Source organism: Sediminihaliea albiluteola (assembly GCF_014077625.1).
Classification (GTDB): Bacteria; Pseudomonadota; Gammaproteobacteria; order Pseudomonadales; family Halieaceae; genus Sediminihaliea; species Sediminihaliea albiluteola.
The window spans coordinates 1127841-1151100 of the sequence record NZ_JACFXU010000013.1 but is presented as its reverse complement, the minus strand read 5'-3'; the positions used below and the strand labels follow the sequence as shown (position 1 = coordinate 1151100).

The 23260-nt window shown below is 48.9% G+C and carries 18 protein-coding genes; 7 read left to right on the top strand and 11 right to left on the bottom strand.

Annotated elements, in window-relative coordinates; translation table 11 throughout:
- Positions 1-22: 22 nt before the first annotated feature.
- The 4 genes from H2508_RS06165 to H2508_RS06150 all read right to left on the bottom strand — a co-directional run bounded on the left by H2508_RS06165 (position 23) and on the right by H2508_RS06150 (position 5814).
- Positions 23-907, bottom strand: coding sequence for a hypothetical protein (locus H2508_RS06165; protein WP_182170193.1), 885 nt, complete (start codon positions 905-907; stop codon positions 23-25).
- Positions 904-1896: a polysaccharide deacetylase family protein gene (locus H2508_RS06160; RefSeq protein ID WP_220463589.1), complete on the bottom strand. Its 993-nt coding sequence runs from the start codon at positions 1894-1896 to the stop codon at positions 904-906. Before H2508_RS06160 ends, H2508_RS06165 begins: the two co-directional genes overlap by 4 nt.
- Positions 1897-1948: 52 nt before the next feature.
- On the bottom strand, positions 1949-3685 hold the full coding sequence (locus tag H2508_RS06155) for an asparagine synthetase B family protein (RefSeq protein WP_220463588.1): 1737 nt from the start codon (positions 3683-3685) through the stop codon (positions 1949-1951).
- Between the two features lie 347 nt (positions 3686-4032).
- Positions 4033-5814 (bottom strand): HzsA-related protein, encoded by a 1782-nt coding sequence (locus tag H2508_RS06150; RefSeq protein ID WP_182170883.1) that lies wholly within the window; start codon positions 5812-5814, stop codon positions 4033-4035.
- Between the two features lie 1029 nt (positions 5815-6843).
- On the opposite strand from H2508_RS06150, the gene H2508_RS06145 reads away from it, so the two are divergent.
- The 4 genes from H2508_RS06145 (at position 6844) to H2508_RS06130 (ending at position 9878) form a co-directional block, all read left to right on the top strand.
- On the top strand, positions 6844-7860 hold the full coding sequence (locus H2508_RS06145; protein ID WP_182170190.1) for a glycosyltransferase: 1017 nt from the start codon (positions 6844-6846) through the stop codon (positions 7858-7860).
- 74 nt (positions 7861-7934) lie between these two features.
- Complete coding sequence (locus tag H2508_RS06140) at positions 7935-8180, top strand: acyl carrier protein (protein ID WP_182170187.1); 246 nt, start codon at positions 7935-7937, stop codon at positions 8178-8180.
- Between the two features lie 13 nt (positions 8181-8193).
- Positions 8194-9003 (top strand): hydrolase 2, exosortase A system-associated, encoded by an 810-nt coding sequence (locus tag H2508_RS06135; protein WP_182170185.1) that lies wholly within the window; start codon positions 8194-8196, stop codon positions 9001-9003.
- Entirely contained in the window at positions 9000-9878 is an 879-nt protein-coding gene (locus H2508_RS06130) for a hydrolase 1, exosortase A system-associated (protein WP_182170182.1), read from the top strand. The genes H2508_RS06135 and H2508_RS06130 overlap by 4 nt, the downstream gene beginning before the upstream one ends.
- A 24-nt stretch (positions 9879-9902) precedes the next feature.
- Here H2508_RS06130 and H2508_RS06125 read toward each other — a convergent pair whose 3' ends face one another.
- The 7 genes from H2508_RS06125 to H2508_RS06095 form a co-directional block, all read right to left on the bottom strand.
- On the bottom strand, positions 9903-10694 hold the full coding sequence (locus H2508_RS06125) for a sulfotransferase family protein (RefSeq protein ID WP_182170179.1): 792 nt from the start codon (positions 10692-10694) through the stop codon (positions 9903-9905).
- Entirely contained in the window at positions 10691-11521 is an 831-nt protein-coding gene (locus H2508_RS06120) for an alpha/beta hydrolase (RefSeq protein WP_182170176.1), read from the bottom strand. Before H2508_RS06120 ends, H2508_RS06125 begins: the two co-directional genes overlap by 4 nt.
- A gap of 50 nt (positions 11522-11571) precedes the next feature.
- Positions 11572-13341 carry an arsenate reductase/protein-tyrosine-phosphatase family protein gene (locus tag H2508_RS06115; protein WP_182170173.1) on the bottom strand — a complete coding sequence of 590 codons (1770 nt, stop codon included), beginning with the start codon at positions 13339-13341 and terminating at the stop codon, positions 11572-11574.
- Complete coding sequence (locus H2508_RS06110; RefSeq protein ID WP_182170170.1) at positions 13328-14227, bottom strand: sulfotransferase domain-containing protein; 900 nt, start codon at positions 14225-14227, stop codon at positions 13328-13330. The genes H2508_RS06115 and H2508_RS06110 overlap by 14 nt, the downstream gene beginning before the upstream one ends.
- Positions 14224-15678 carry a lipopolysaccharide biosynthesis protein gene (locus H2508_RS06105; RefSeq protein WP_268920703.1) on the bottom strand — a complete coding sequence of 485 codons (1455 nt, stop codon included), beginning with the start codon at positions 15676-15678 and terminating at the stop codon, positions 14224-14226. Before H2508_RS06105 ends, H2508_RS06110 begins: the two co-directional genes overlap by 4 nt.
- A gap of 82 nt (positions 15679-15760) precedes the next feature.
- Positions 15761-16453, bottom strand: coding sequence for a tetratricopeptide repeat protein (locus H2508_RS06100; RefSeq protein ID WP_182170164.1), 693 nt, complete (start codon positions 16451-16453; stop codon positions 15761-15763).
- Between the two features lie 189 nt (positions 16454-16642).
- Positions 16643-18535 carry a hypothetical protein gene (locus tag H2508_RS06095; protein WP_182170161.1) on the bottom strand — a complete coding sequence of 631 codons (1893 nt, stop codon included), beginning with the start codon at positions 18533-18535 and terminating at the stop codon, positions 16643-16645.
- 182 nt (positions 18536-18717) lie between these two features.
- Here H2508_RS06095 and H2508_RS06090 point away from each other — a divergent pair, with 182 nt between their 5' ends.
- The 3 genes from H2508_RS06090 to H2508_RS06080 are packed head-to-tail and all read left to right on the top strand — an operon-like array spanning position 18718 to position 23009.
- Complete coding sequence (locus H2508_RS06090; RefSeq protein WP_182170158.1) at positions 18718-20313, top strand: acyl-CoA ligase (AMP-forming), exosortase A system-associated; 1596 nt, start codon at positions 18718-18720, stop codon at positions 20311-20313.
- A complete protein-coding gene (locus H2508_RS06085; RefSeq protein ID WP_182170155.1) occupies positions 20310-21548 on the top strand; it encodes a pyridoxal-dependent decarboxylase, exosortase A system-associated in 1239 nt (412 codons plus the stop codon). Before H2508_RS06090 ends, H2508_RS06085 begins: the two co-directional genes overlap by 4 nt.
- A gap of 54 nt (positions 21549-21602) precedes the next feature.
- On the top strand, positions 21603-23009 hold the full coding sequence (locus tag H2508_RS06080) for a TIGR03013 family XrtA/PEP-CTERM system glycosyltransferase (RefSeq protein WP_182170152.1): 1407 nt from the start codon (positions 21603-21605) through the stop codon (positions 23007-23009).
- Positions 23010-23260: the final 251 nt, after the last annotated feature.

Here is a 23260-nt window from a genome sequence, read left to right as displayed (position 1 = left end):
ATTATTTAGTCTTGCTGCGCTTTTAGTACTCTTTTAAGCAAGCGACTGATCGGCAGAGTGCTGGCCGAGTCCAGATACGCGTATAAATAACCGGCGTGTACTCACCGCGTTCAAATAGGATTCGGCGAGTCGGACTGCGATTGATAGCACCAGAATTGCCCGTTGTGTCTGGTCCTACGTAGAACAGTTGTGCTCCAGAGGCTATCGTCTGCTCGCGGAGATAAGCTAGTCGAGGGCTGATACGCTCTAATTGTGGATCTAAAAACCAGCTACTGCTAAACACACCGGGAAGATTAGGGTTGTGCTGTAGTAATTTGGCTAACCTCTTGAGGCAAAGAGTCCAACCTTCTGGGTTAAAGTCATCTAGGTAGTGTGGATGCGCATGCAGTTCTAAAAAGCCACTAAGTTGACCTTTTTGACGGATCATAAAGGCCCCGAAGCGACAGAACTGTTTTGCTCCCCCGCTTATTAAGAGTCGTCTAGGAATGCCTGCGTTGACTTGGGCAAACTCTGCGCCAAGTGGTATCAGTCGACCTGTCGCAATAGCTAAATCCTTCCGAAAGCTATCATTGTGAAGTGTAAAGTGATCAGTAGAGCCTTGCTCGCAGCTATTGTTGAGCCGTTTTATTTGAGCGTCGAACAATTCTTTGATCGACTCAGTGAGTATGAGCGGGCAGCGGCTGGGGTGAAATTCGCTTAGCAAATAGGCCAATAAAAAACGGTTATAGGCTTCGACTAAGCGGGGATCTGCTTGCGACAATTGTGTCTCTGCCTTTAGTAGTACACTAGGCAAGGTGCTGTAACTGCTATGGCTGGGGTGATAGAGGCGTAGATACTGCTGAGGACTTGGTATCTCAGATGGGGGATGTAAGGCTTCGATGGCCGCTAGGCAGGCATCCCTCGTCATAATGAAAAGCCCTTAGAGTCAGTATCGCTTTTCCTATGGTAATTAAGCATTAATCGTAGCAAAAAGCGGCTGGGAGTTTTATCCCAGGGCGTAAAGCGAGGGAGTTGATAGGGGTCGCTGTCTGCTCTGGCCACTCCCCACTGGGTGCTCACTGCGGCAAGGAAGCCGGCCTTTGCTACCATCTTGCAGTGCTGCTGCAGGTAGTCAATGTTCGCTTTGCCGTTTGGGTAGGCAAACAAGCGTGTAGGCAGCCCAGTAATGGCCTCTAGATCACTTTTGGAACGCGTAATCTCCTTCAGGGCAAGGTTATCATCAAGGCTGGCTAAAATCGGGTGGGAAACGGTATGGGCCCCTAACTGAATGTCCCTTGTGCTAAGTTCTTTGAGCTGAGCCTCGTTCATCATCAAATCGTGTGGGAGGAGGGGCTGCGTGCATGCTATGAGTTGATCCACGAGTGATTGCCGCTCTGCCACAGGCAGGTGCTTAATTTCTCGGATCAATGCTCCCGCTTTTAGTCGACGTATGTCGTAACCGGCTGCCTCCGGTATCGATAGCTCAAACTTGCCTGCATGGTAAGTGCCGGCTGCAGCAATCCGAGCGAACTCCATAATAGTATCATTCCACATCAGCCCACCATTGATAAAGCCAGTGGCCACGAATATTGTGGCTGGAATATTTAGTGCCTCGAGTATTGGGGCAGCAACTTCGGCATTGTCAGCATAGCCGTCATCAAAAGTGACACATACGGCACGCTCTGGAAGAGAGCCTTGTGAGAGTCGAATGACGGCTTCCTCAAGCCCGACTGGGTGAAAGTAATCCGCCAGTAGTTTCATCTGCCAGCGAAATGTTGCTGAGTCTGGCTCATCCGGGCGCATTGGGTCTGGCTCAGCGAGTACACGGTGATAGTTTAGGATCGACAGACTTTGGCGGCCACGCAGTGCTAGGAATGCAGGTAAAGTAGCTGCCAGCAGCTTGTTCGGTCCTCGCATTAGAATACGCGCTCTTCAGGGGTGCTTATGCGCAGTTTAAAACTTGAGCAGATCACCGTGATGCCAGCCATAGTTCCAGATAGGTGAGTATCCAAAGTAGTTCGCCATAATAGCTGGCGTGCCCTTCACGGTGCAGCTTGACAGATTCATCGAGAAAGGCCGGTTGAATAATGTTTCTCTGACGCAGCTCGGCGATACTATCGTAGACAAGTTCCTGCAAAGGTCGGTGCTCTCGCATCCACACACCAAAGGGCAGGCCGAAACCCTGTTTAGTTTTTTTGAGGGTGGCATCTGGCAGCCAACCCTTGAGCCCCGCTTTGTAAAATGCTCTGAGACGGCCTTTTTTCAAGCGAATCTCATCCGGTATGTGGATCGAAAAGTCTGCAAGGTCGGTATCGAGCATTGGATAGGCGACATGCACGCCGGCCATGCGACAGGCGAAATACACCTTTCTCAGATCATTGTCTGCCAAAGTAACCTGCCAATCGTGATAAAGCATGCGGTCGAGCTCGCTACCGTGCAAGGGGCGTTGATAAAGCTCGCGTAGCAACGCGCTGGGGTGTTCGGTATCTACAGCACTGAGAAAGCTTGGCTGAAACATCTGCGCAAGGTCAAAGCGGTGCAGAAAGTTGTAAGTTTGTAGTCGCTCAGGCAGGGGAGTTTTGGCTTGCTTCACATAGCTGGCTAGTTTGTTGATAAGTGGCATGGAGGCCGGTACCCGATCTGCTAGCGGCTCGATGACATTGTGACGGATAGCGCGTGGTAATTTCCCATAAGGACGAAAGACCCGCTGGTGTAGATAGCGCTCGTTACCGGCAAATAATTCATCACCGCCATCTCCGGCAAGCATGACATCAACACCGTCACGCTCTGCCATGCGGGCACAGTAGTAGGCCGGCAATAAGGATGAGTTACCAAAGGGCTCTTGTGTGTTGCGAGCGAGTAATGGCAAAGAGTCGACGATATCCTCAGGAGTCAGGTAGTACTCATTGAGCTTTACACCAAAATGCTCGGCCGCTAGTCGCGCGTAGGGCATTTCATCATAACCATCGGCGTCAAAACCGATGGTGTAGGCTTGGCCCTCGCTACCGTTTTCGGCCATCATGCCCACGACAGTGGATGAGTCCAATCCACCACTTAGGAAGGCGCCTGGCTTTTCAGCAGCTACTAAGCAGCGTTGTACTGAGTTGCGCAGGAGGTCTTGCAGTTCATGCTGTTTGTTTGCCGTGGCTTCTGGGGATAGCTTGCGATTAAAGTCGGGAGTCCAATAGGGGCTGACTTGCCTTGCGCCATTTGCCCACAGCAACTGGTGGGCAGCTGGCAACTTGCTAGTTTCGGGTATGATTGAAAGGGGAGCAGGAACCACATGAAAGTAGCAGTAGTCGAAGATCGCTTGAGGCGAGACCTCAACTTCTGCACCTTCCGGCGCTATATCTTGTAGGTCGGTAGCTACAAAAACACGCTGCCCGTCACTGCGATAAAACACTGGTATAGTGCCAAAGCGGTCGGTCGCGGCGAGAATGCGTTGCTGTTGAAAATCTACCAGCACTAGTGCAAATGAGCCGCGTAGACTGCCTACCATCCCCAGGCCTTCAGTTCGATAGGCTTCGGCCAGAGCTGCGCCAACCCCCGACTGCTTGGCGACTTGGGCTAGATTCTCGCTTTGCCATAGAAAACTACCACATGCAGCAATGCTGAAGTGATGGTCAGCGTCGTCGTAGAAAATATCCGATGAGCTGACTGAGCCAGAATCCTTCGAGCTATGGTGCGGCCAGACTGTTGTTTTCACTGCCTCTGATGGCGCACTTACTGTAAATGAGAGCGTGGCAACAAAGCCTGGTTGGGGCCTTTTTTTTTCTTGCATGGCTGGGGCAGCCTGATCAGCTTGAATGTCCATTTCCCTCTAATCCATTATGGCGACAAGTCACTTACTAGCGAAAACTTGAATATTAAGTGTGGCTTTTTAGGAGCTGAAGCACAAGTTGTTAGACATAAGCAATGCTTAGCATTTCATAGCGTCCGATAGATTACTTGCCTGAGTCTTGGTAGCGCCAGCGATTGTGATCTATTTGCTTTGTCAGGTAGATACTGAGTCCAAACACTCGCCCCTCTACCGAATACTTAAGTGGCCATGATTCAATCTTTTGGCTTTATTCGCGTGGCGCCAGAGTCAATCCAGTGGGCTAGAATTCTCAGCTCATCCTCTGTGATGTCGGTCGGGTGCGAGGGACCGAAGTCAATGTCGTTGGCGTAGGTTTGGTCAGTTCTGCCATCGCTGCGTTGGTTTGCAGCTTTCCAGTACAGCAAGCTCTCGCGTGCGAACATGCTATTTATGTATTTACTGGTATAGGGGCGCTGTAAGCCGTACTTTCGTCTTGGGTTGTTGGAGTTACTGACTTGGATTCTGCGATCTTCAGGGATGCTTGCTTGGAAGGGATCCCAAACAAGCTTGTCATAGTCCATTAAGGGCACATCGCTGACGTGACAAGTAATACAGTGGCGCTCAAAAATAGGCTTTATATAGCGCTCATAAGTTGGTACCGGGCGTGCAGTTAATAATGGTATGGCCTCTGAGCCGAAAGCGAGCGACTTCTCATAATGCCGACCTTTACGGGAGTGCAGGTGACAGCCGCTGCATACACGCTTTTCACCTGGGCGGAGTGATTGTGGGACTTGATCGCGCTTGATAACTCTTCCTTTAGCATCGATACCTGCCATGATGAAAGCTGTGTCGCAGGGTAGGGCGACCTTGAACGATTTGTCGGCAAGTAGGGGCACTAAGCCCAAGTCTCGCAAACGGTTGCCGCTTATGTTGGTGAAGGTTTTAGTGGGGCTGTTAGGCAACACTTCCCAAAAGCGAATTCCAGCAAGTTCACTCTGTGCTAGGCCGTCAATTTCGCCGCCGTTATTGGCTGATACCGCATAATTATGATTGAACCTATAAGCTTTGTAAGGCGCAGTTTCTGAGTCTGCAGCATTGCTGCTGGCGAGCTGGCAAGAGCCGTCTGATGTGTCTAAAACCGGCGGTTGTTCGACCTGTCTAGGGGCTATGACCCTAGCCCCAAACTCATGCCACTCGGCTCTGTCGACCACTTTGGCTAAATCGTCGATCGATTTGGAGGGAATTTGAGTAGTTAAGTAGATCCCCGTATCGCAGGCCAGCTTATTGGGTTGCTCAGCAACGTCCTCCTGGAAGCTCTTTAGACTACCTGACACCTGGGTGCAGTAGCCTCGTCCCAAGGTTAGTAATAGTTGATTGTTGTCAGCGCCTTCCGGATAGCCAATTTTACCTTGGTATATGCCATTCACGCGCCTAGATGCCTGATCATTGGATACAGACCAATCTGCAACATTGTAGATATTTCTTGGTAGAAAGCGTGGTAGCTGCCCTTCGATGCCATTGGGCTCAGGGGGCCAGCATAGCACGTCACCGAGCCCCAAGTTGTTGCCGCGATAGTAGTTAGCGACACAGATATCACCGTTAGCTCGCTGGCCTAAAAAATGTAGGGCTTTCATGGTTTTCCTGCGGCCCGTTGAGGTTTTTAAGCTCGTACGATGTGCACCTAACAAGGCGTTCATATCACCACCTCGAGAGTCAATATCCATAACGACCCACATGTTATCTTGAGTGCCCGGCCAGTTAATGCCCCCGTTGGTGTGGATATAAGCCAAGTTATGGCTGAGCCATTGCGAACCGTAGACAATTCGCCCGCTGCGCAGGACGTATGGATGCATCGCTGAGCTGACTTCATGTGGAGTGATATTTACCGCACTTGTAGCATCAGCATCAGCAATATAGAGCTGTGGGTCAGGACGGTTGTTGGGGCTAATACGATCTAGAAATGGCTCTCGGCCACCTTGCCGATCAGAAGCAAACATAATCCGTCCATCGGGCAACCAAGCTGGACTGATATCCATCGTGCCTGGTGTGTGAGCTAATGCACTTACGCTCCCGCTGGACAGATCGACAACATGTAATCGTGCGCTTGTGGCCTTTCCAAGGCGTTTATTGGGCAGGGTGGTGCCTGACCATTTAGCCTGGACGAGCTTGTTTGAGCTATAAACAGAAAATAGAACTTTTTGTCCATCAAGAGACACAGCTGGGTCAAGAGGGACACAGGGCTGTTTAAGTTTAAAACAGTCGAAAAGGATTTTTTCTGTGCCGTCTGCCCTGTGGAGAATGAGTTGCCCCGGGGCGTTAAAACCATCAAAGACATGCCTTGTGTCTGGCAGGCGATCCCAGATATCAGGGCTGGCAAGGGTGTAAGTACTGCCATCTTTTAGTGTGACCTCGTGACTGCCATGCGTTCTGGGGACGCGAGTGTAGATGATGTCCTGTGATGTTTGGCCAGTATTGTTAAATTGCGCACTAGACTGTGATTCAGGCGCTGCTGTGAATGGCCCAGTCCGCTGTTGATTCTGTAAAAATGAGTTTAGCCGAGAGCTAGTATCTTGCCGGGAGTTTATGGTCGCAGATTCGGAGAGGGGCTCGATTTGTCCACGTTTTATGCGGATAAACTCCGCCCAAACCTCTGCGCTCACATTTGTGTAGTCGACAGTGTTGCTTTGAGCGTAGACAAGCCCGCTTGGGATGATTAGCCCAAAATACAGTAGCCATCTCAGACAGGTGGGGAAGCTTAGGAGGTCACACATATGACAGCTTATATCTCGAAGTCGCTGGGTTCAGGCGCGCGGTTGCGAGCCATAGGAGCAACATTAGTAGTGTAGTCTATTTTTTGGTGATTGATGGCAAGGATTTCGCTATTTTGCATGGCTTCCTCGGGGTCTTTTTAGGTGTAAACTGGTCCGGTGGTCTAAAAACCTATCTTATCTAGCTAGGATGCTAAGAAACGCATTTGCAATGCCCGACAGGACCCTAAATACTGTGCTTAGCCTTGCTAACTGGAATTGATAATAAATGTTACCCCCATTTGAGCATCGGCCAGCATGACAACCCCAGTTTATAGTGTGGTTATAGCTACACGAAACCGGCCGAAAGATTTGCTGCGCGCAGTAGAGTCTGTTCTAGCCCAGACCATGAGAAGTTTTGAACTGCTTGTTGTTGATGACGGCTCCGAGCAGGAAGTCACTGAGCTAATTGCCCATTCACTGGAGAGTTTATCTCAGCAGACAGACATAGAAATACGCTACCTGCGCCTTGGTTGTTATCCGCGAGGTCGCGGTCCAGCATATGCTCGAAATGTTGGGAGCTGGTGTAGTTCTGGTCAGTACCTTGCATTTTTAGATGATGATGATTTGTGGACAGATCAGGGCTTTTTATCTAAAGCCTATCAGGTGATTGGTGAGCAAGCAGAGATCGACCTGTTATACGCCAACCAAATGGCGGTTCCTGAAGGTGGCGGGCTAGAGCAGCCACTGTGGCTTCATGGCTTAGCTAAGCAGCTGCAACAACAAGGGCGGGAATTCAAAGATGGCTGCTATCGCATCTTTGCTGAAGATCTGATGGCTTACCAAGGCTTTAATCACCTGAACACGACCCTTGTGCGACGAGAGTTCTTTGTAGACTTAGGCGGCTTTAATGAGTATCTACGCTACGAAGAAGATTTGGATTTTTATCTGCGCTGTGTAGACCAAGCTCAGGTTATTTTACACCTGCCCGAGTTTGTTGCTCAGCATCATATACCTGATGCATCATCAGGGGAGAGTGCATCTCTATCCCTAAGCCGTGTTCAGCGTTTGCAAATACGTCGCCACCTCTTGTCGTGTAATTATGTGGCGGCCGAAAAAACTGTGGTGCGCAACAAATGCCGTCAACACTTGCTTGTCACTTGTAAGCGGTTAAGCCATTTGTTGGTAGATAATGGTGAGTTTGGGCCTGCTTATGTGAGTGCGAAGGAAGCTTTGGTCTATGGCATGTCCTTGCGATGGTTCGCATATACTATTTACTTGGGCGGGCGACTTTTAATGTTGAGGGCTCGCTATGTTGTGCAGAGAAGCTTTTAAAACCGATTTAGTGCAGTTGTTTTTAAGCTATATGCAAAAGCATCTAATAACTTTCTAACTTGGATACCTTAAATATGGATGCATTGACTTTAACTCGGCATATACTGCAGACAAATCTGCAGCTAGATGCCGTTTCAAGCTTCCAGCGGGATACAGCCTTACTCGGAGCCATACCTGAGTTCAATTCCCTGACGATTACCTCAATTCTTGCTTCTATTGAAGATGAGACTGGCTGTGAAATCTACGATGACGAAATTTCGGGAGAAATATTTGAATCTGTAGGTTCATTGGCAGATTTTATCGAAGCCAAAATGTCTTGAGCGGCATAGCGCATTGAAAACTTCAGCCCAATTCATCGGGGCGACTGGGCAGCAAATTTTTACTCTGTCTTTTCAGCCAGAAAGCGCAGCAAAAGCCCAATTTGTTTATGTGCCTCCCTTTGCCGAGGAAATGAACCGCTGTCGATCATGGGTGGCTGGCCAGTCAAGGCAGCTCGCTCAGCGTGGTTACGGCTGCACCTTATTCGACTTTCGTGGTACAGGTGACAGTGATGGGGAGTTAATAAATTCAAGCCTAGCAAGCTGGTTTGACGATATGGCTCTGGCAGTCACTACTGTTGAAGATGCTTTTCAGCAGCCGGTGATATTATGGGGGCTGCGCAGCGGAGCACTTTTAGCTTGGCATTATACTGTTCGGCACCCTGCGAAGGTTGACCAGTTATTGTTATGGCAGCCAGTCTTATCCGGCCAGAATTTCGTGCGTCAACTGATTAGACAGAGAATCGCTGCAGGCCTTGGACGTGAGAGGGCAGCTGAAAGCAGTGATCAGATAAAAGCTCAGTGGCTAGCCGGCCAAGCTGTTGAAATTGCTGGTTACCCCCTCGGTGGTGAGCTGATGGTTGAGCTTCAATCACTTGAAATTACTCCCAATCCGGCTAGCACACAGATCCCTGTGACATGGTTAGAGCATGTTAGTGAGCAGAGTCGGCCTTTTCCTATTCCAACGGCAAAATTGCTAGATAAATTGAAGGTTGCTGGGCACTCAGTGAATGCCCAGCCTTTCTGTGGGCCGGCAATTTGGCAGTTAAATGAACGGGATGAGAACTTCGAAATATTCAAGTTGATGGGCGATATCTACTCATGAATATAAAGGCAGCAAAGGTCGAGCCCGTCGTTTTTGAATGCTGCCAAGAGCAGCTGATTGGTGTGATACATCATGCGCCAATACCAAGCCGAATCGGAGTGCTTACCGTTGTTGCCGGTGGGCCTCAATATCGCGCAGGTGTTGGACGCGGGTTAGTTAAGATGGCGCGAGAACTTGCTGCCAAAGGCTTTGCTGTGATGCGCTTTGACTATCGTGGGATGGGCGATAGCAGTGGCGAGTTTTTGGGCTTTGAAGAGATTGGGGATGATTTAGCTAGTGCTGTAGATAGGTTTAGAAGGGCAGTTCCTGAGCTGGAACATATCGTCCTCTGGGGGGGCTGTGATGCCGCTTCGGGGATTATGATACACGCTCATGCTTTGCCTTTGGTTGACAGTCTAGTGATCGGTAACCCCTGGGTCAGTACTCGTGAAACACAGGCGGTAGTAGTACGACAGCATTATCTGCAACGTCTAAAAGAAAAGTCATTTTGGCTTAAGCTACTTCGTATGGAGTATGACTTGCTGGGCTATGCTCGTGGAGCACTAACTAGCCTGCTGCGTCGCTCTCAAACGCGCCTAGGTCTTGGGCAGTCTGCTAGCTCAGTTACTGAGAAGCGACATTTTATCGACCGCATGTTGCATGGCCTATGTGAATTTGACGGCGAGTTGTTGTTGCTAATGAGCGGCCGCAGCATAGTCAGCCGAGAGTTTGATGAGCTCCTGCATCGGGATAAAGCTTGGGCTCATGAATTGTCAAAAAAGATGATTCAGCGTATTGATTTACCGGAGGCAGATCAGGCCTTTTCTAGCTCTGCAGATCGTCAACAGGTTAATCGGATACTCCTAGAGAGGCTAGAAATCTTGCACAGCAAGTGAGTTAGCGGCGCTTGTTAGACATGGTTATTCCAAGTGTGCTGTCTCAGGCAGTTTGCACTCTCCTTTTAAGCTGTAACCCACTCTATTGGCGCATAGCTCTAGCTCAGGAGAAACACGCCTGGGCACTGGGCGCCAGAATTTTCGACGATCATTGCGCCAAGACTCGAAGTAACGCTGATTAACAAGTGGGGATATTTCACGATCTAAGTTTTGTTTTTCCAAGCCTAGAAACTCGAAGATTTGGTCAACAATCTCTTGTGGTCTTTCTACAAAATCTTCGTAATAGACTAGGTGGCAATTAGCCAAATACGATCGATCCTCAAAAAATATTTCATAAGCCCTTAAGGTATGGTCAATCAGCGAGTTGATCGATGTTTTACTCCATTTTTGTGTGGCATAAGCTACAGCTACAGGATGGCGAAGAATGATCAGAAAGTGTGAGTTTGGAAATAAGGCTTGAAGAAAGCGAGTGCGAATGATGTTTGGCGGGGACTTTTCAACTAAAATAGGCTTTCTCAGATCCCAGTATTGACTCCACTCACCAAAGAGGCGCTGGGCATTGTCAGCGGAAACTAGAGGGTGTGTTTCTGTCATGTGTGCTGAGCTTTCAAAGGCAAATCGCCCAGGCCCACCAAACTCTTCCCCGCGTGGATATACAGACTGTAAAAATTGGCCCTCATCTTCCATATAAGCGGGTGTATCCCGAAAGCCACTAATTGCCGGGTGTTCACGCAGTATTTCGTGGATAAGCGAGGTGCCGCTGCGGTGGGTTCCGGCAATAAAAAGATGTGAGTGTCGGAGGGCGCTGTCGATCATTTGTTAGAGCTCCTTGGTAAAGTGGAAGTATCAGTAGAAGTTGGCAGTACCTGGAGTTTAAGCAAGAACTGTTCAGTTGCCTTTGTAGTTTCATGCAACCAGGGTTCCTTATTGAAGAAGCCATGACCGACCCCTGGCCAGCGCATGATTTGCATTGCTGGAGTGTGCTCTGAGGTTTTGGCACATAAACCTTGTTCAGCTTGAGCTAACAAAGGGTCCTCCATGCCATAGATAATTAATGTTGGTGGGAGCTTTTTGCAAGGCTGTGTAGCTGGTGAAAACTGGTGTATTTCCTCTCTTGTCATGTTTGCTAATAGAGCTAGCTCACCCTCTGAGAAACCTAGCTCGGGACTAGCAGCTCTCAAGTCAGTTACTGGGTTGTATAAGATCAGCGCCACTGGCTTGGTAGAGAGTCCCCTGCCATTGCAGTTTAAAGCGCTACAGAGTGCTAAGTGACCACCGGAGGAGCCGCCAGCGATAATGATCTTATTGGGGTCTATGCTGAGCTTTGTCGCATGATGGCTGACCCAATCGAAAGCATCCTGGGCGTCATCCAAAGCGTCAAGGGGGGTGGTTTGGTGTCTGCTAAATACACGATAATCAACTAGTATGCTCACCATTCCTTGATCTGCAAAATATTCAGCTTGAGTCTGGAATTGCTCCCTGTGGCCGCTAAGCCAGCCGCCACCGAAGAGGTAAAGTATCGCCGGGCGGCGCTGTTGAGCCTCTGGTTTTCGTGAGTAGATATCGAGTACAAGAGTGCCTTGAGGACTGTGTTTATATTCGATAGTTGTCTTGTGTAATGTGCTTTCCATCACTTTAAACATAGCGACAGCTGCTAGAGCAATGAGTAGAACAAGCCCAAGGCAGCGCAAGCTTAAGCACTCGTTTTACTGACTGGAGATTTCGAGCTGTTCCAGGTTACAAGCAGAGACTCGACGCAGTGCTTAATCTGATTATATACAGCGCTATAGATCTCCTTCGATTGGTTGTAAGGGTCAGGAATCTCGCGCGCGCGACATCGTGCATGCTTGGTACCACCAAGTAATACTACCGGTGTAGCGCTGCTTATCGAGTAAACCTGTTGTACCTGGCTACACTCCATCACTAATACAAGGTCAGCCCACTCGATTAACTCGGGGGTCAATACTGAGGACAAAGAGTTGTCTAGCTTGATATTGTCTGCTGCAGCCAATGCCACCATTCGATCATCGGCCGGCCGACCTGGTTCAGAGTGGAAACCTGCAGATCTGCATTCTGGCCTGAGGTTGTAGTTTGGTAATTGCTCACACAAGGCTTGCGCTACTGCACTGCGATTGATATTGCCGTAGCAGACAAAGAGCAAGCGCCGAGCATTCACTAAGTGTTGCGCAACTTTTTTTTCATTGCTAGCGCGAGTAATGCGCCACTGGTGCCTCTTGTCGATTAAGGCACTACTGAGTCGTTTTCTATAGTTAGCAAGAATACGGCCAATATCTACGATCCCCGGAAGCGGATCACTGAAGCTCTGAGCGTCAAAGCGCTCTTTTGGTAATAACATCCCTAGGGTTTCCTGTATTGCCTGCCTACGGGAAGGAATAGGGACTAGTCGGGTATCACCCTCTTGTCGCAGTACAGCTTCTAGCCAGTGTAAGTCACTGGAAAGTTTGCGGCAGCGCAAGGCACGTTTGTATTGAGCTAACTCAGGCAGTGGCAGCTTATGGTGCAAAGCCCAGAGTAGGCGGGGGAAGTCTGCTCCGGCCGCTGTAGCAAGCGGTAGTGAGCCCCAGAACCGCCCGTTTATCTCAACCAGAATAAACTCCCCAGAGTCCGGATTCTGCTTGAACTCGACCATTGCTACGCCATTCCAGTTTAGTTTTGCCATGAGTGTTTTGCTGGCCTTTAGCAATGGTGGGTGGATATCTTCACTGATTCGCAAGCTGCTGCCGCCCCCGCTCAGTGGGACTTCGTGCAGCCGACGATGCTGAAAGGCATACTCAACGACACCATTTCTAGCAAGAACCTCAACACCGACTCCCTCACCGCGAAAATACTCCTGTAAAATTAAGTGAGTATGTTTGAGCATAGTGTTGACTATGTTCCTGAGCCCTACAGCGGAGTGGGCATATTTAACGGTCAATGGCTGGCGCTGTTCGCCTTCTGGGATTGAACGAGCGGGTTTGACCACTAGCGGGAATACCAGCTGAGGCAGGAGTCGCTCGAGATCCTCAATCTTGTGTAGCGTCCAGCTGCGCGGTTGAGGAATATCACAAGATTGTGCGAGTTTAGAGGTTTGTGATTTATCGAGCACTTGCTCCAATGCTCTGTGTGCCGGCATTGCAAAAAACTGACGCTGCCCAGGTGATTGAAAGTGCCTTGATAGTGGGACCATAGTGCGCTCGGTCGCGGGTACTACCATTACTGGCGCTGAGCTGGAAGCAATCTGGGCAGAGACCCACTCTAAAAAATCAGGTTCTTGAGTCAGTGGCGATGGGTACTGCAAGGACTCGGCGGCATATCGTGAATAGCTAGTGATAGGTTTTTCAGTATGAGACGCAGCTTGGACATGGAGTCCGAGTTTTCCGAGAGAGCGCACGATTGCTAGGGCCGGCAGTGTGTCAGCATCAAGGACTAATACGCGTTGCGGCTGGGTTTCAGAGTTCGACATAGCGAGACAAGCTCTCTGGCAGGGCATAGGAACGCCCTGTCATTTCAGTAATGAAAGTATTCAGCATTTCTAGCTGCAGATCTGCAGGCAGAGGCTGTCTTTGTTTCTGGTGACTTCGTTGATGACTGTGGAGCTGTGTAAGGCTTTCGGGGTCTATACCCTTGACTACAATGCCTAACTCGCTAAACAGTCTCTTAAGTTCAGTCGCAGATGAAAAGTCCTCTGTATAGAAAGTAACGACTGGTGTCTGTGGCAAATGTTTTTTCCAATAGGCCGTTCGCGCTTCTAGCTCAAACCAATACCAGAGACACTTAAAGTAGGGATTGGAAAACCTAGGGGAGTTTTCCAATAATTCAGCTATGTTGATGAGGTTCGACGGTGCTCGATAATCAAGCCACCAACGGTTGCCAGCCTCGGTTCCGGGTTCATCATGCAAGCAGTAAATTGAACTTGCCACTGCCATCGGGTTTCGTACTAGGTGAATAATACGCAGGCGATCGCCAAAGTCTTGTGAGGTTTGCTCAACAAAGGTTTTTATAAACAAATGATTGGCTTCAAGATAGTATCGAGCGCCCGAAGCAGCCCGGCGAATATTGACTGATTTTCGTTCCTTGTAAAATCGCGTCACAGTATCCTTACGTCCATAGTTGGCATCGTGAAGGATAGAGCCGTTCATGACTGGATAGGGTTCATGTACTGCCAAGCAATCAGGGATCTGGCTAAAGATGTCGACTAAAGTCAGGGTGCCACTGCGACCTGTTGTAGCTACAAATATCACGCTCTCTAATTTTCGGTTGCCGAGTCTGTAGTATAAATTTGCTAGTCGCGTGACTATAGGGTGATACTTTATGGCTGCATGCCATTTAGAGAGTGGGTTGTTGTTCATTTCGCTCGCATTCCAGAAAGTTTACTGCTTATTGCAAACAACTCTGCGGTGAAAGGGTGCTTGCTGAGCAGTAAGCCACTCAGCCATCCAATGGCTGCAATGCAGACAATTATGCTTATATGCAGAAGTTCGTTTTTTTCTAGCCATGCAGCAGCCCAGTAATCAGCTAGAACTACCGGGATAATGGAGAGGATTAGGCAAGGTAGAGTCTGACAGAAAACCTTTAATAATGGTTTAAAACGTAGTGCTAAGCTGCTCCATAAGTAACTGATAGAGAGCAGTAGTTTTAGTAAAAAGAAGATTACTATTGCGATACAGACGGCTTTTAAACTGAATTGACAGGCTATAGCTACCATCCCTAGCTTTGCTAAGTTCGCGACCATTCTGATTTTTAAAGTGATATCAGGGCGACCCAAGGCAATAAACAAGTTATCACTGAACAATATGGGAGGAACCAAAAAGCCCGCTACACAAAGGATTTTAACTAGTACTACAGCCTCTCCCCATTGAGGCCCATACAGCACTAGCATTATTTCACTAGTAAATAGATAAAGGATGGCAAAAAATGGCCAGGCGAATATAAGCGAATAACTTAAAGCCTTAAGATAATTGTTTCGCATGGCAGTGATATTGTCATTTTCGCGTGAGAATAAGGGTAAAATTGTGCTGCTGATGCTACTGGTGAATAGTTGGTCAAATAGTGAGTAAGTGCCAAAAGCGCGGGAGTAAAAACCCAAGGCGCTCATACCTAGAAACTTGGCAATTAGTGCATCAGAGCCAGAGATTGATAGTCGGTGGACGATATTGCCAACTCCAACAATAGAGCCAAATTTCAGTATTTTTTTGGCGCCATATAAGCTCAGCCCTAAGCGCGCATCTTTAGGTCGGTAAAGCTGGGAGAGTAGTACCATGGCGGCACTTTCCGTGACTGCACCATAAGCTAGGCAGAAGTAACGTGCGCCATCAAGTGCCGTTACTATGGATACAGCGACGCCACAAGCTGATGCTATTACAGCAATCGATGATGTGATTTGAAATTTTAAGGCTTTGCGCAATAAAGCTAAGGTGATTGAGCCAATGGGGATTATAAAAAAGTTGATCGATAGTAGCTGGACGAGCCCTTGGATATCTTCTTCGCCAAAGAAGCGAGCGGCCATTCCACCGCTTAAATAAACTACTATTCCCAGGCTCCAGGAAATCAGCAGCGTAAGGGTAAATGCCGTAACGATGCTTTCTCGACTCAGGTTCCGTTCTTGGATTAGGTATTGGTTTAAGCCGAAGTCGCGAAATAGGTGCGCGAGTGCAACGATCGAAAAGCCAGCACTATAAATACCGATATCTTCAGGCGTCAGCAATCTAGCCAGCACCATCATCGCGGCGAACTGGACTAGTAAGCTGATATATCTGGCAGCAACGCTAAAAGCTATGGCCTTTCGGGTAGTGAATATCATCGGGTATTTGAGTGTTGAGTCGCAGGTAGTTGGGTTGACTTGCTTTTAGCCAAGATCTTCTTTTGGGCGTATCGCGCCTTGATCACTCCTGCTGCTTCAGTCCTCTTGAGTCCTCCGGCCAGTGGCCTGTGCTGCGTAGTTTGTTGCGCAGTCCTGGCATGGGAAAGCCTTTATCGTACACTTCTTGGGCATAGCGGCTGGCCTCAGTGTATTCTCTACGGTCGACCAGTAATAAGCCAAGGTTATATTTTATTTGGAGGTTGTTCGGGTCTATTTTCTCTGCCGCAAGGTAATACTTTAAGGCCGCATCATGTTTTCCTTTGCTCTGTAGAAATATCCCATAGAGCATTTTTGCACTGCTATCATTGGGGCTAAAGTTGATGGCTCTTTGCAGGAAGCACTCAACGGGTGTGCCTTTGTGTTGACCAATATCTCTGTCTGTTAGCCCCTGGGCACGGATCATTGCGTAGAGGGCTCGGTGGTGATTGGGCCATGCCCTCAGTGTATAGCGAATGTTCGGAACTGTACTGCTACCGGCGATGAGCTGCTCCATTGCAGGGGTGAAATGGTGTTTTTCAACAATGCGTAACTGCTTGGGCAGTAGGTTTCGTTGCAGGTAGTCGAAGGGGCCATAATTCATATCTGAGCCTCTGCAGGGTGCTCCCTGCAGTGTTTCACCGACCCAGGGCGCAACTTTGTTTGCAGCTGCCGCGTAAGCCGGGGTAAGGCATAGCAGAACTATCACTGCGAGTCTGTTATAGGTCGTAATATACATTCTAATTACCTAGCCTACTGTGCCTTGAAAGCGCACTAATAATTGTGATTTTGGCTATCTGCAGCTATACCATTCAACAACATATTCAATCAATTGCAAGCAGTGTTTACTATTAGTTTTAGCCCTCTCTGATCTTATAGGTTTTGCCCTTCCTGCTTCACTAGCATGAGTCTAAACACCCTCTGAGCTTCATCTTTCTACCTGAGTTTTCGCTTTTAGTTGTGTCAGCCCTGCAAATAATAAAAAGTAAAATAGCCAGGCAGCTCTTGGCGAAAGAAGGCTATTGGTACTAAAGCCAAGCAGGCAGACCCCACTAACGGCAGCAATATAAACAGGTAGTAAGGAGTCCCTGTCATGCTCATTAAGAGAGTTTATGAGTAGCTGAGCCACAAGGTAAGCAAGTAAGAGCACTGCCAGCATTCCTGATTGTTGGGCTAAATTGACGAAAAGATTAGCCGTATTATCGCTAGCTGCGCGATCTTTAGAGTAATAGTGCAGCCAGTGATCAAGACCGTTGGAGAATGAGCTATTGCGTACCTTATTGATTTCACTGTGGCTTACAGCAATAGAGTCAACTTCGATGGTAGCTTCGGGGCTTGGATTGTGGAGCAGCAAGACTATCGGTAAATGTGGTCGTAAGTTCCCTCTAGCTTTTTGTGGCAGCTCAAGCTCGACTTTTAGCTTTCGAAATTCTCCGTAAGGAGCCTCGTAAGCTAGACTGGTTTTTGCACACTGTGCTAATAGCTTAGGGGATAATGTTGTAGTGGTTTCACAAATACGAATATCGAGACTCGCCGGCCCGTTAGAGCGTGCGCGTACGATTAGGGAGTAATCGTGAGTATATTTTAGTTGGATTTTCTGGCCCAGTAGTAGCTTTGGTCTAGGGCTTGGGGAGGGTGATAGCATTAACAAGCTGCCGTTTGAGCCATCAGTTATACGAATATCTTCCATACCGCGCTGTTGTTCTTGGCGATCCTTGCCCGCCAAATCCCCTATTAACCACCGAATGAGCTTTGACTCTCCATACTGTTTAGCCTCTGTCCCTTCCTCTAAAAGTTTAAGCCCTTGTTCGCCGAGCACTGCGAAAGCGAAAAGACTTAGGGCTATGCTAAGGGCGGCCCATTTCTTGTGCTTCACTAGGCTGTTTGTATTGTTTTTGCGTATTAATAAGTAATACTCAAGGCTGAAGTACAGCAAGCTTAGAACGCATAAAGCCCAAAGCGAGACATAGAGCTGAGTGCTAATTAACACCAGTATAAGGCCGATTAAAGCAATTCCTGCGAGTAGCTTAACTCGCACTTTAAAATGATTTATTGCGTACAGGAGAAAAGGCGCGAATAGCAGGCAGAGGGTGTTCAGTGTGGCCGCATGTACCCCCGTGTCTGAAAGGTAGGCAGAGGGATGGTAGTTATCAACGACATCTTTGCCACCTAGGGTTCCGGCAAGGGCAAGGTGCTCCCAGCCCACAAGAAGACAGATGGCAAGAGCCGCGGCCAACATCCCTAGCACTAAGTCACGGGTAGTCTTTATTTTATTTCGTTGTATCGCGTGCCCGTACATGGGGAGTAACAGAATTCCCCAAATCAGCGCTTTGAGCACTGTATAGCCATAATCCTGACTCTCTAAGGCTGGACTTAAGAGTGCGCCTGGTGGCGAAAGCAAGTTGTGCCAAAGGCCAACACTTAGCAATACCACCAGAAGGTATATTTCAATCGCAACGATTGCGGTGCTCGGTGCTAAAACGCCAATCTTATAGCGGTTAAACATCAAACCGCCCGATATAGTCAGCAAAAAGACTAAGTCATATAGGTTGAATAAGGGCCGACCAGTTATGGTGGAAAAGTCTAAAAGTACCGTAGCTAGAGGAAGTACATACAGCCAGGCCCTGGGTAAAAAGTAGAGTATTGCGAGATAAAGCACTGCAAGCAGATAGGGCAATGCTCCAAGTAATGGGAAGTGGAGAAATGGCGCTAGCGATAGGGACAGAGTCGCCCAGCCGAGAATAAAGTAAGTGACCGGCACAGGCGCAGGTTTGAAGGCGCTTCGTCGACGCCAGCGTGCAACATCCGATTTGCTGATCACTGAAGCTATACACCTCCGGTTTTTGTAACTTTACCGAGATTTTGGCTTAGAGACCGTGCCTGGTTCACAGTTTAGACTAGTCGAGCACTCCCGCACTCTAGCTTTACGGTACTTATATATTGCTTAAGTGTTTTGTTTGTTACTGTAAGCTTTGGCTTCAATGAATATGAGTGCGGTAGAAGATGGCGTATTTGTTACATCAACTGATTGAGAAGCAGGCGCAACAGAGACCGCAGCATATTGCTTTGCTGTATCGTGACCAAGCCCTCGACTACCAAACACTTTGGACTGAGTGCTTAGCATTTGCAGCGGGATTGAGGCGCAAGGGACTCAGTGCTGGTGAGCGTGTTGCCATCTGGCTCCCTAAGCAACTTGAAGCGGTGGTCGCTATATTTGGTAGCTCTGCTGCTACTGCGACATTCGTGCCAGTAAATCCGCTACTTAAGCCTAAACAACTGCTCTATATCTTGCAGCACTGCAAGGTTCGTGTGTTAGTGACCTCAAGGCAGCGTTTGGCGTCTCTTCAAGCCCTGTTGGCAAGCTGCCCCGACCTCAAGTTGAGCATTGTGGTTGATGAAATGTCAGCCGAAGACTGCGAAGCCTATCCCATTCCAGTCATGCTCTGGTCAAAGTTTCTTGATAGTTATTGTGACGTAGCTTACCAGCAGGCTATTGATGCAGACATAGCGGCCATATTCTATACCTCTGGTAGCACTGGTGCGCCTAAAGGGGTCGTGCTATCCCATAGGAATCTGATTGTAGGGGCGGAAAGTGTTTCGAACTACCTTGAAAATAGCCCAGATGATCGCGTTTTAGCTCTGTTACCCTTAAGCTTTGATGCTGGTTTCAGCCAGCTTAGCACGATGTTCCTGGTGGGCGGGACGGCAGTGCTAATGGACTACTTGCTGCCCAGAGACGTATTGCGTGCACTGGCTAAATACGAAATCACGGGCTTAGCTGCTGTCCCAGTGATTTGGAATCATTTAGCCAACTTAGATTGGCCAGCGGATGCTTCGCGTCCACTGCGCTATATTACTAACACGGGCGGGGCTATGCCCACGGCAACAACGAAAGCTCTTGCGAAGCACTTGCCTGCCTGCCGCATCTTCCTTATGTATGGGCTGACAGAGGCATTTCGCTCGACCTACCTGCCGCCTGAACAAGTGGCAATCCGACCGGACTCCATCGGTAAGGCCATACCCAATGCCCAGATCATGGTCGTTAATGCCGATGGCGAGGAGTGTGCCCCGGGCGAGGTGGGGGAATTGGTTCATCGGGGTGCCTTGGTTTCTTTAGGCTATTGGAATGACCCAGAGACTACGGCCTTGCGTTTTCGGCCGTCACCGGGACAGCCTGCTGAATTATGTACAGCTGAACTGGCGGTATGGTCTGGGGATCAAGTACGCAAAGATAGTGAGGGTTATCTATATTTCGTCAGCCGCAAAGATGACATGATCAAAACCTCTGGCTACCGTGTCAGCCCAAGTGAAGTAGAGGAGGTGATCTATACTGTTGGCGGGGTAGTTCAAGCGCTTGCCTTGGGGCTTCCGCACTCCGCACTGGGCCAGGCCATTTTGGCGCTTGTTACCATCGAGTCGAACAGGGAGTCATCTCAAATGAAAGAAGCTATACAGCTACACTGTCGGCAGGAGCTACCTAATTTTATGGTACCACTGGATATCCTTGTACTTGAGCAGCTGCCAGCTAACCCAAATGGCAAGTTGGACCGCAAGTCTTTAGCTGCTCAGTACAGCAGTTATTTTCAGGAGCTCCAATGACAGTAAAGTCGGCACCACGTCACGCTGAGATGAGGCAGTTTTCACAGCGTGATAATGAGTTAATAGTGGGTGATCTGAGCCTTAGCACTCTGGCGGCAAGAGTGGGTAGTACGCCATTTTACGCTTATGATCGGGCGCTAGTGGAAGCTCGCGTAGCCACTTTTCGTCAACTAATGCCAGCCTCACTGCAGTTGCATTATGCGGTGAAAGCTAACCCTATGCCCGCAGTGATCCAGTGTCTTGCTGGCCTGACAGACGGCTTGGACGTGGCCTCGGCAGGAGAGATGCAGCTTGCGCTGGATTGTGGTCTTGCTCCTGAGCGAATTAGTTTTGCTGGTCCGGGCAAGTCAGATTCCGAGCTCCGAAGAGCTGCAGCGGCGGGTGTCGTGATTAACCTGGAGTCCGAGGGCGAGCTGCGACGTCTGGCTGTGCTTGCTGAAGAGCTCGGCTGCAACCCAAAGGTGGCGGTTCGCGTCAATCCCGCTTTTGAATTGAAGGCTTCGGGCATGCAGATGGGGGGGGGACCAAAACCCTTTGGAGTCGATCAAGAGCGGGTCCCAGCTATGCTTGAAGAGCTGGGACAAATAGGGCTCGACTTTCAGGGCTTTCATATTTTTAGTGGCTCGCAGAATCTTCGGGCAGAGGCCATCATTGAATCTCAAAACAAAACCCTAGAGCTGGCCATAAACTTGGCTGAGTACGCACCTAGCAAGCTGCGTACTTTGAATATCGGTGGTGGGCTTGGGGTTCCCTATTTCCCAGGGGAGCTTCCGCTGGAGCTGGACAGGATTGCTGAAAACTTAGATCAATTAATCGCATTAGCTAAAAGTGCCTTGCCGGGGACCGAATTAATTATGGAGCTAGGGCGCTATTTGGTGGCGGAAGCCGGCATTTATGTTGCTGAAGTGATTGATCGTAAAGAGTCTCGTGGAACAACCTATCTAGTGACAAACGGAGGGCTTCATCATCACTTGGCCGCGTCAGGAAATTTTGGTCAGGTGATACGTAAGAACTACCCTGTGTGCTTAGGGAATCGCCTTGCGAGTGAGGAGCTTGAAGAGGTGACAATAGTGGGGCCTCTGTGCACCCCTCTAGATATCTTAGCTAGTAAAGTCATCTTGCCTAAAGCGCAGCCAGGGGACTTGGTGGTGGTGTATCAGTCGGGGGCTTATGGCTACAGTGCAAGCCCTCACTTATTTCTCGGTCACCCTGCGCCACAGCAGGTGCTAGTTTGAACAAGCAGAGAGAGTCTTGTGAGACTGAGACCGAAGTGGTTTTAGGGGGCTCCAGTGCGAACGATAAAACTATTTAACCATTACATACACAAAGCGCACTATTTGTTAGTACTAGTTGAAACACTATTGTGTTTTTGTGCGTTTTACTTGGGCACTTATTTCTACTTTTTTCAACAGCAGGCCGTGGTTTCGGACCACCTAGGCGCTATCTGGCCACGCGCTTTAGTATTTTCCCTAGTAACTGTCGTCTCTATGACAGCAATGGGCTTGTATAAACCTCAGCTACGGGACGGCCCCTCCGGTATTTTATTGCGGCTGTTGAGTGCTTTTGTCATTAGTGTTTTGGGCATGTCATTGTTGTTTTATTTGCTGCCTAACTTGCATTTGTGGCGCGGCGCCTTTGTACAGATACTTTTGACCGCTTTTGTCCTCATTTTGCTGAGCCGTTGGTGCTTTCAACGGCTAATAAATATTGAGGAACTTAAATCCAGAGTCTTAGTGCTAGGTGCTGGCCAAAAGGCAGCTACAGCACTCAGTTGGTTGCGGCGTAAGAGCGATCGCAGCGGTTTCACTTTTGTTGGTTTTGTGCGCATAACTGAAGAAAGGGTACAAGTGGAGGGGGAGCAGGTTTTAAACAGTGATCAGTCGCTGCTGGATCTTGTCTTAGCTAAAAAGGTGGATCAGATAGTTGTAGCAGTGGATGACCGCCGAAAAGTGCTGCCAGTGGAGGATCTATTAGCCTGCCGTATGGCAGGAGTGCAGGTTCAGGGCTTGGCTAGCTTCTTTGAGCGCGAATCGAGTAGGATTATGCTCGAATTCATCGATCCTAGTTGGTTGGCTTTTTCCGATGGCTTTGGCCGCGGCAGCCAAAAACTATTGAACAAACGACTGTTTGATATTACGACCAGTCTGTTGCTGCTAATGATGACTTGGCCCCTGATGCTCTTGGCGGTGGTTGCGATCTGGATCGAAGACGGCTTTGGCGCGCCGGTGCTATATCGGCAGCAGCGAGTGGGTATGAATGGCGATCTGTTCGACCTTCTGAAATTGCGCAGTATGAGCGTGGATGCAGAGGGTGATGGTAAGGCTCGTTGGGCGGAAAAAAATGATCAGCGAGTGACTCGGGTCGGGTCGGTGATAAGACGTTTGAGGATTGATGAGCTGCCTCAAATCTTGAATATACTCTATGGCGAAATGTCCTTGGTCGGCCCACGACCAGAGCGACCAGAGTTCGTGTCCGAACTAGCTGAAAAAATTCCCTACTACAACAGCCGCCATTTGGTTAAGCCGGGGATTGCCGGTTGGGCCCAGCTTCACTACCCCTACGGGGCGAGTGAAGAGGATGCCCGAAAGAAGCTGCAATACGAATTGTATTACGTTAAAAACCAAAGCCTTTTTCTAGACTTCATGATTATTCTCAGTACCACCGAAATTGTTCTGTTCGGCGAAGGTGTGCGCTGAGAAAGTAAAACCGCAGTGCTCTAAGGTTTTGATTTTTCTAATCAGCTGCGAGCTCAGCAATTTCGTTTTATTTGTTTGTCCCTCCCTTGTCAGAATCTTTGACAGTGAAGTGCTGTCTAGCCTTTGTAAACCAATAGTTGTCTAGTAAGTCTTTGTTTTATTAATGGGTTTTATTTTTGGCGCGCAACTTGCTTGTAAGCTGGATATGCGGGACACACTGCTCTGAACCCTCTGAGCTAGGGGCCCTGCTC

What these genes read in the sequence shown, in the direction of transcription:
- H2508_RS06085 (WP_182170155.1), top strand. Translation starts at nt 20,310, where the DNA reads ATGACAGTAAAGTCGGCACCACGTCACGCTGAGATGAGGCAGTTTTCA.
- H2508_RS06125 (WP_182170179.1), bottom strand. Translation starts at nt 10,694, where the DNA reads ATGATCGACAGCGCCCTCCGACACTCACATCTTTTTATTGCCGGAACC.
- H2508_RS06150 (WP_182170883.1), bottom strand. Translation starts at nt 5,814, where the DNA reads ATGGATATCAGTCCAGCTTGGTTGCCCGATGGACGGATTATGTTTGCT.
- H2508_RS06120 (WP_182170176.1), bottom strand. Translation starts at nt 11,521, where the DNA reads ATGTTTAAAGTGATGGAAAGCACATTACACAAGACAACTATCGAATAT.
- H2508_RS06090 (WP_182170158.1), top strand. Translation starts at nt 18,718, where the DNA reads ATGGCGTATTTGTTACATCAACTGATTGAGAAGCAGGCGCAACAGAGA.
- H2508_RS06130 (WP_182170182.1), top strand. Translation starts at nt 9,000, where the DNA reads ATGAATATAAAGGCAGCAAAGGTCGAGCCCGTCGTTTTTGAATGCTGC.
- H2508_RS06165 (WP_182170193.1), bottom strand. Translation starts at nt 907, where the DNA reads ATGACGAGGGATGCCTGCCTAGCGGCCATCGAAGCCTTACATCCCCCA.
- H2508_RS06105 (WP_268920703.1), bottom strand. Translation starts at nt 15,678, where the DNA reads ATGATATTCACTACCCGAAAGGCCATAGCTTTTAGCGTTGCTGCCAGA.
- H2508_RS06160 (WP_220463589.1), bottom strand. Translation starts at nt 1,896, where the DNA reads ATGCGAGGACCGAACAAGCTGCTGGCAGCTACTTTACCTGCATTCCTA.
- H2508_RS06115 (WP_182170173.1), bottom strand. Translation starts at nt 13,341, where the DNA reads ATGTCGAACTCTGAAACCCAGCCGCAACGCGTATTAGTCCTTGATGCT.
- H2508_RS06145 (WP_182170190.1), top strand. Translation starts at nt 6,844, where the DNA reads ATGACAACCCCAGTTTATAGTGTGGTTATAGCTACACGAAACCGGCCG.
- H2508_RS06110 (WP_182170170.1), bottom strand. Translation starts at nt 14,227, where the DNA reads ATGAACAACAACCCACTCTCTAAATGGCATGCAGCCATAAAGTATCAC.
- H2508_RS06140 (WP_182170187.1), top strand. Translation starts at nt 7,935, where the DNA reads ATGGATGCATTGACTTTAACTCGGCATATACTGCAGACAAATCTGCAG.
- H2508_RS06100 (WP_182170164.1), bottom strand. Translation starts at nt 16,453, where the DNA reads ATGTATATTACGACCTATAACAGACTCGCAGTGATAGTTCTGCTATGC.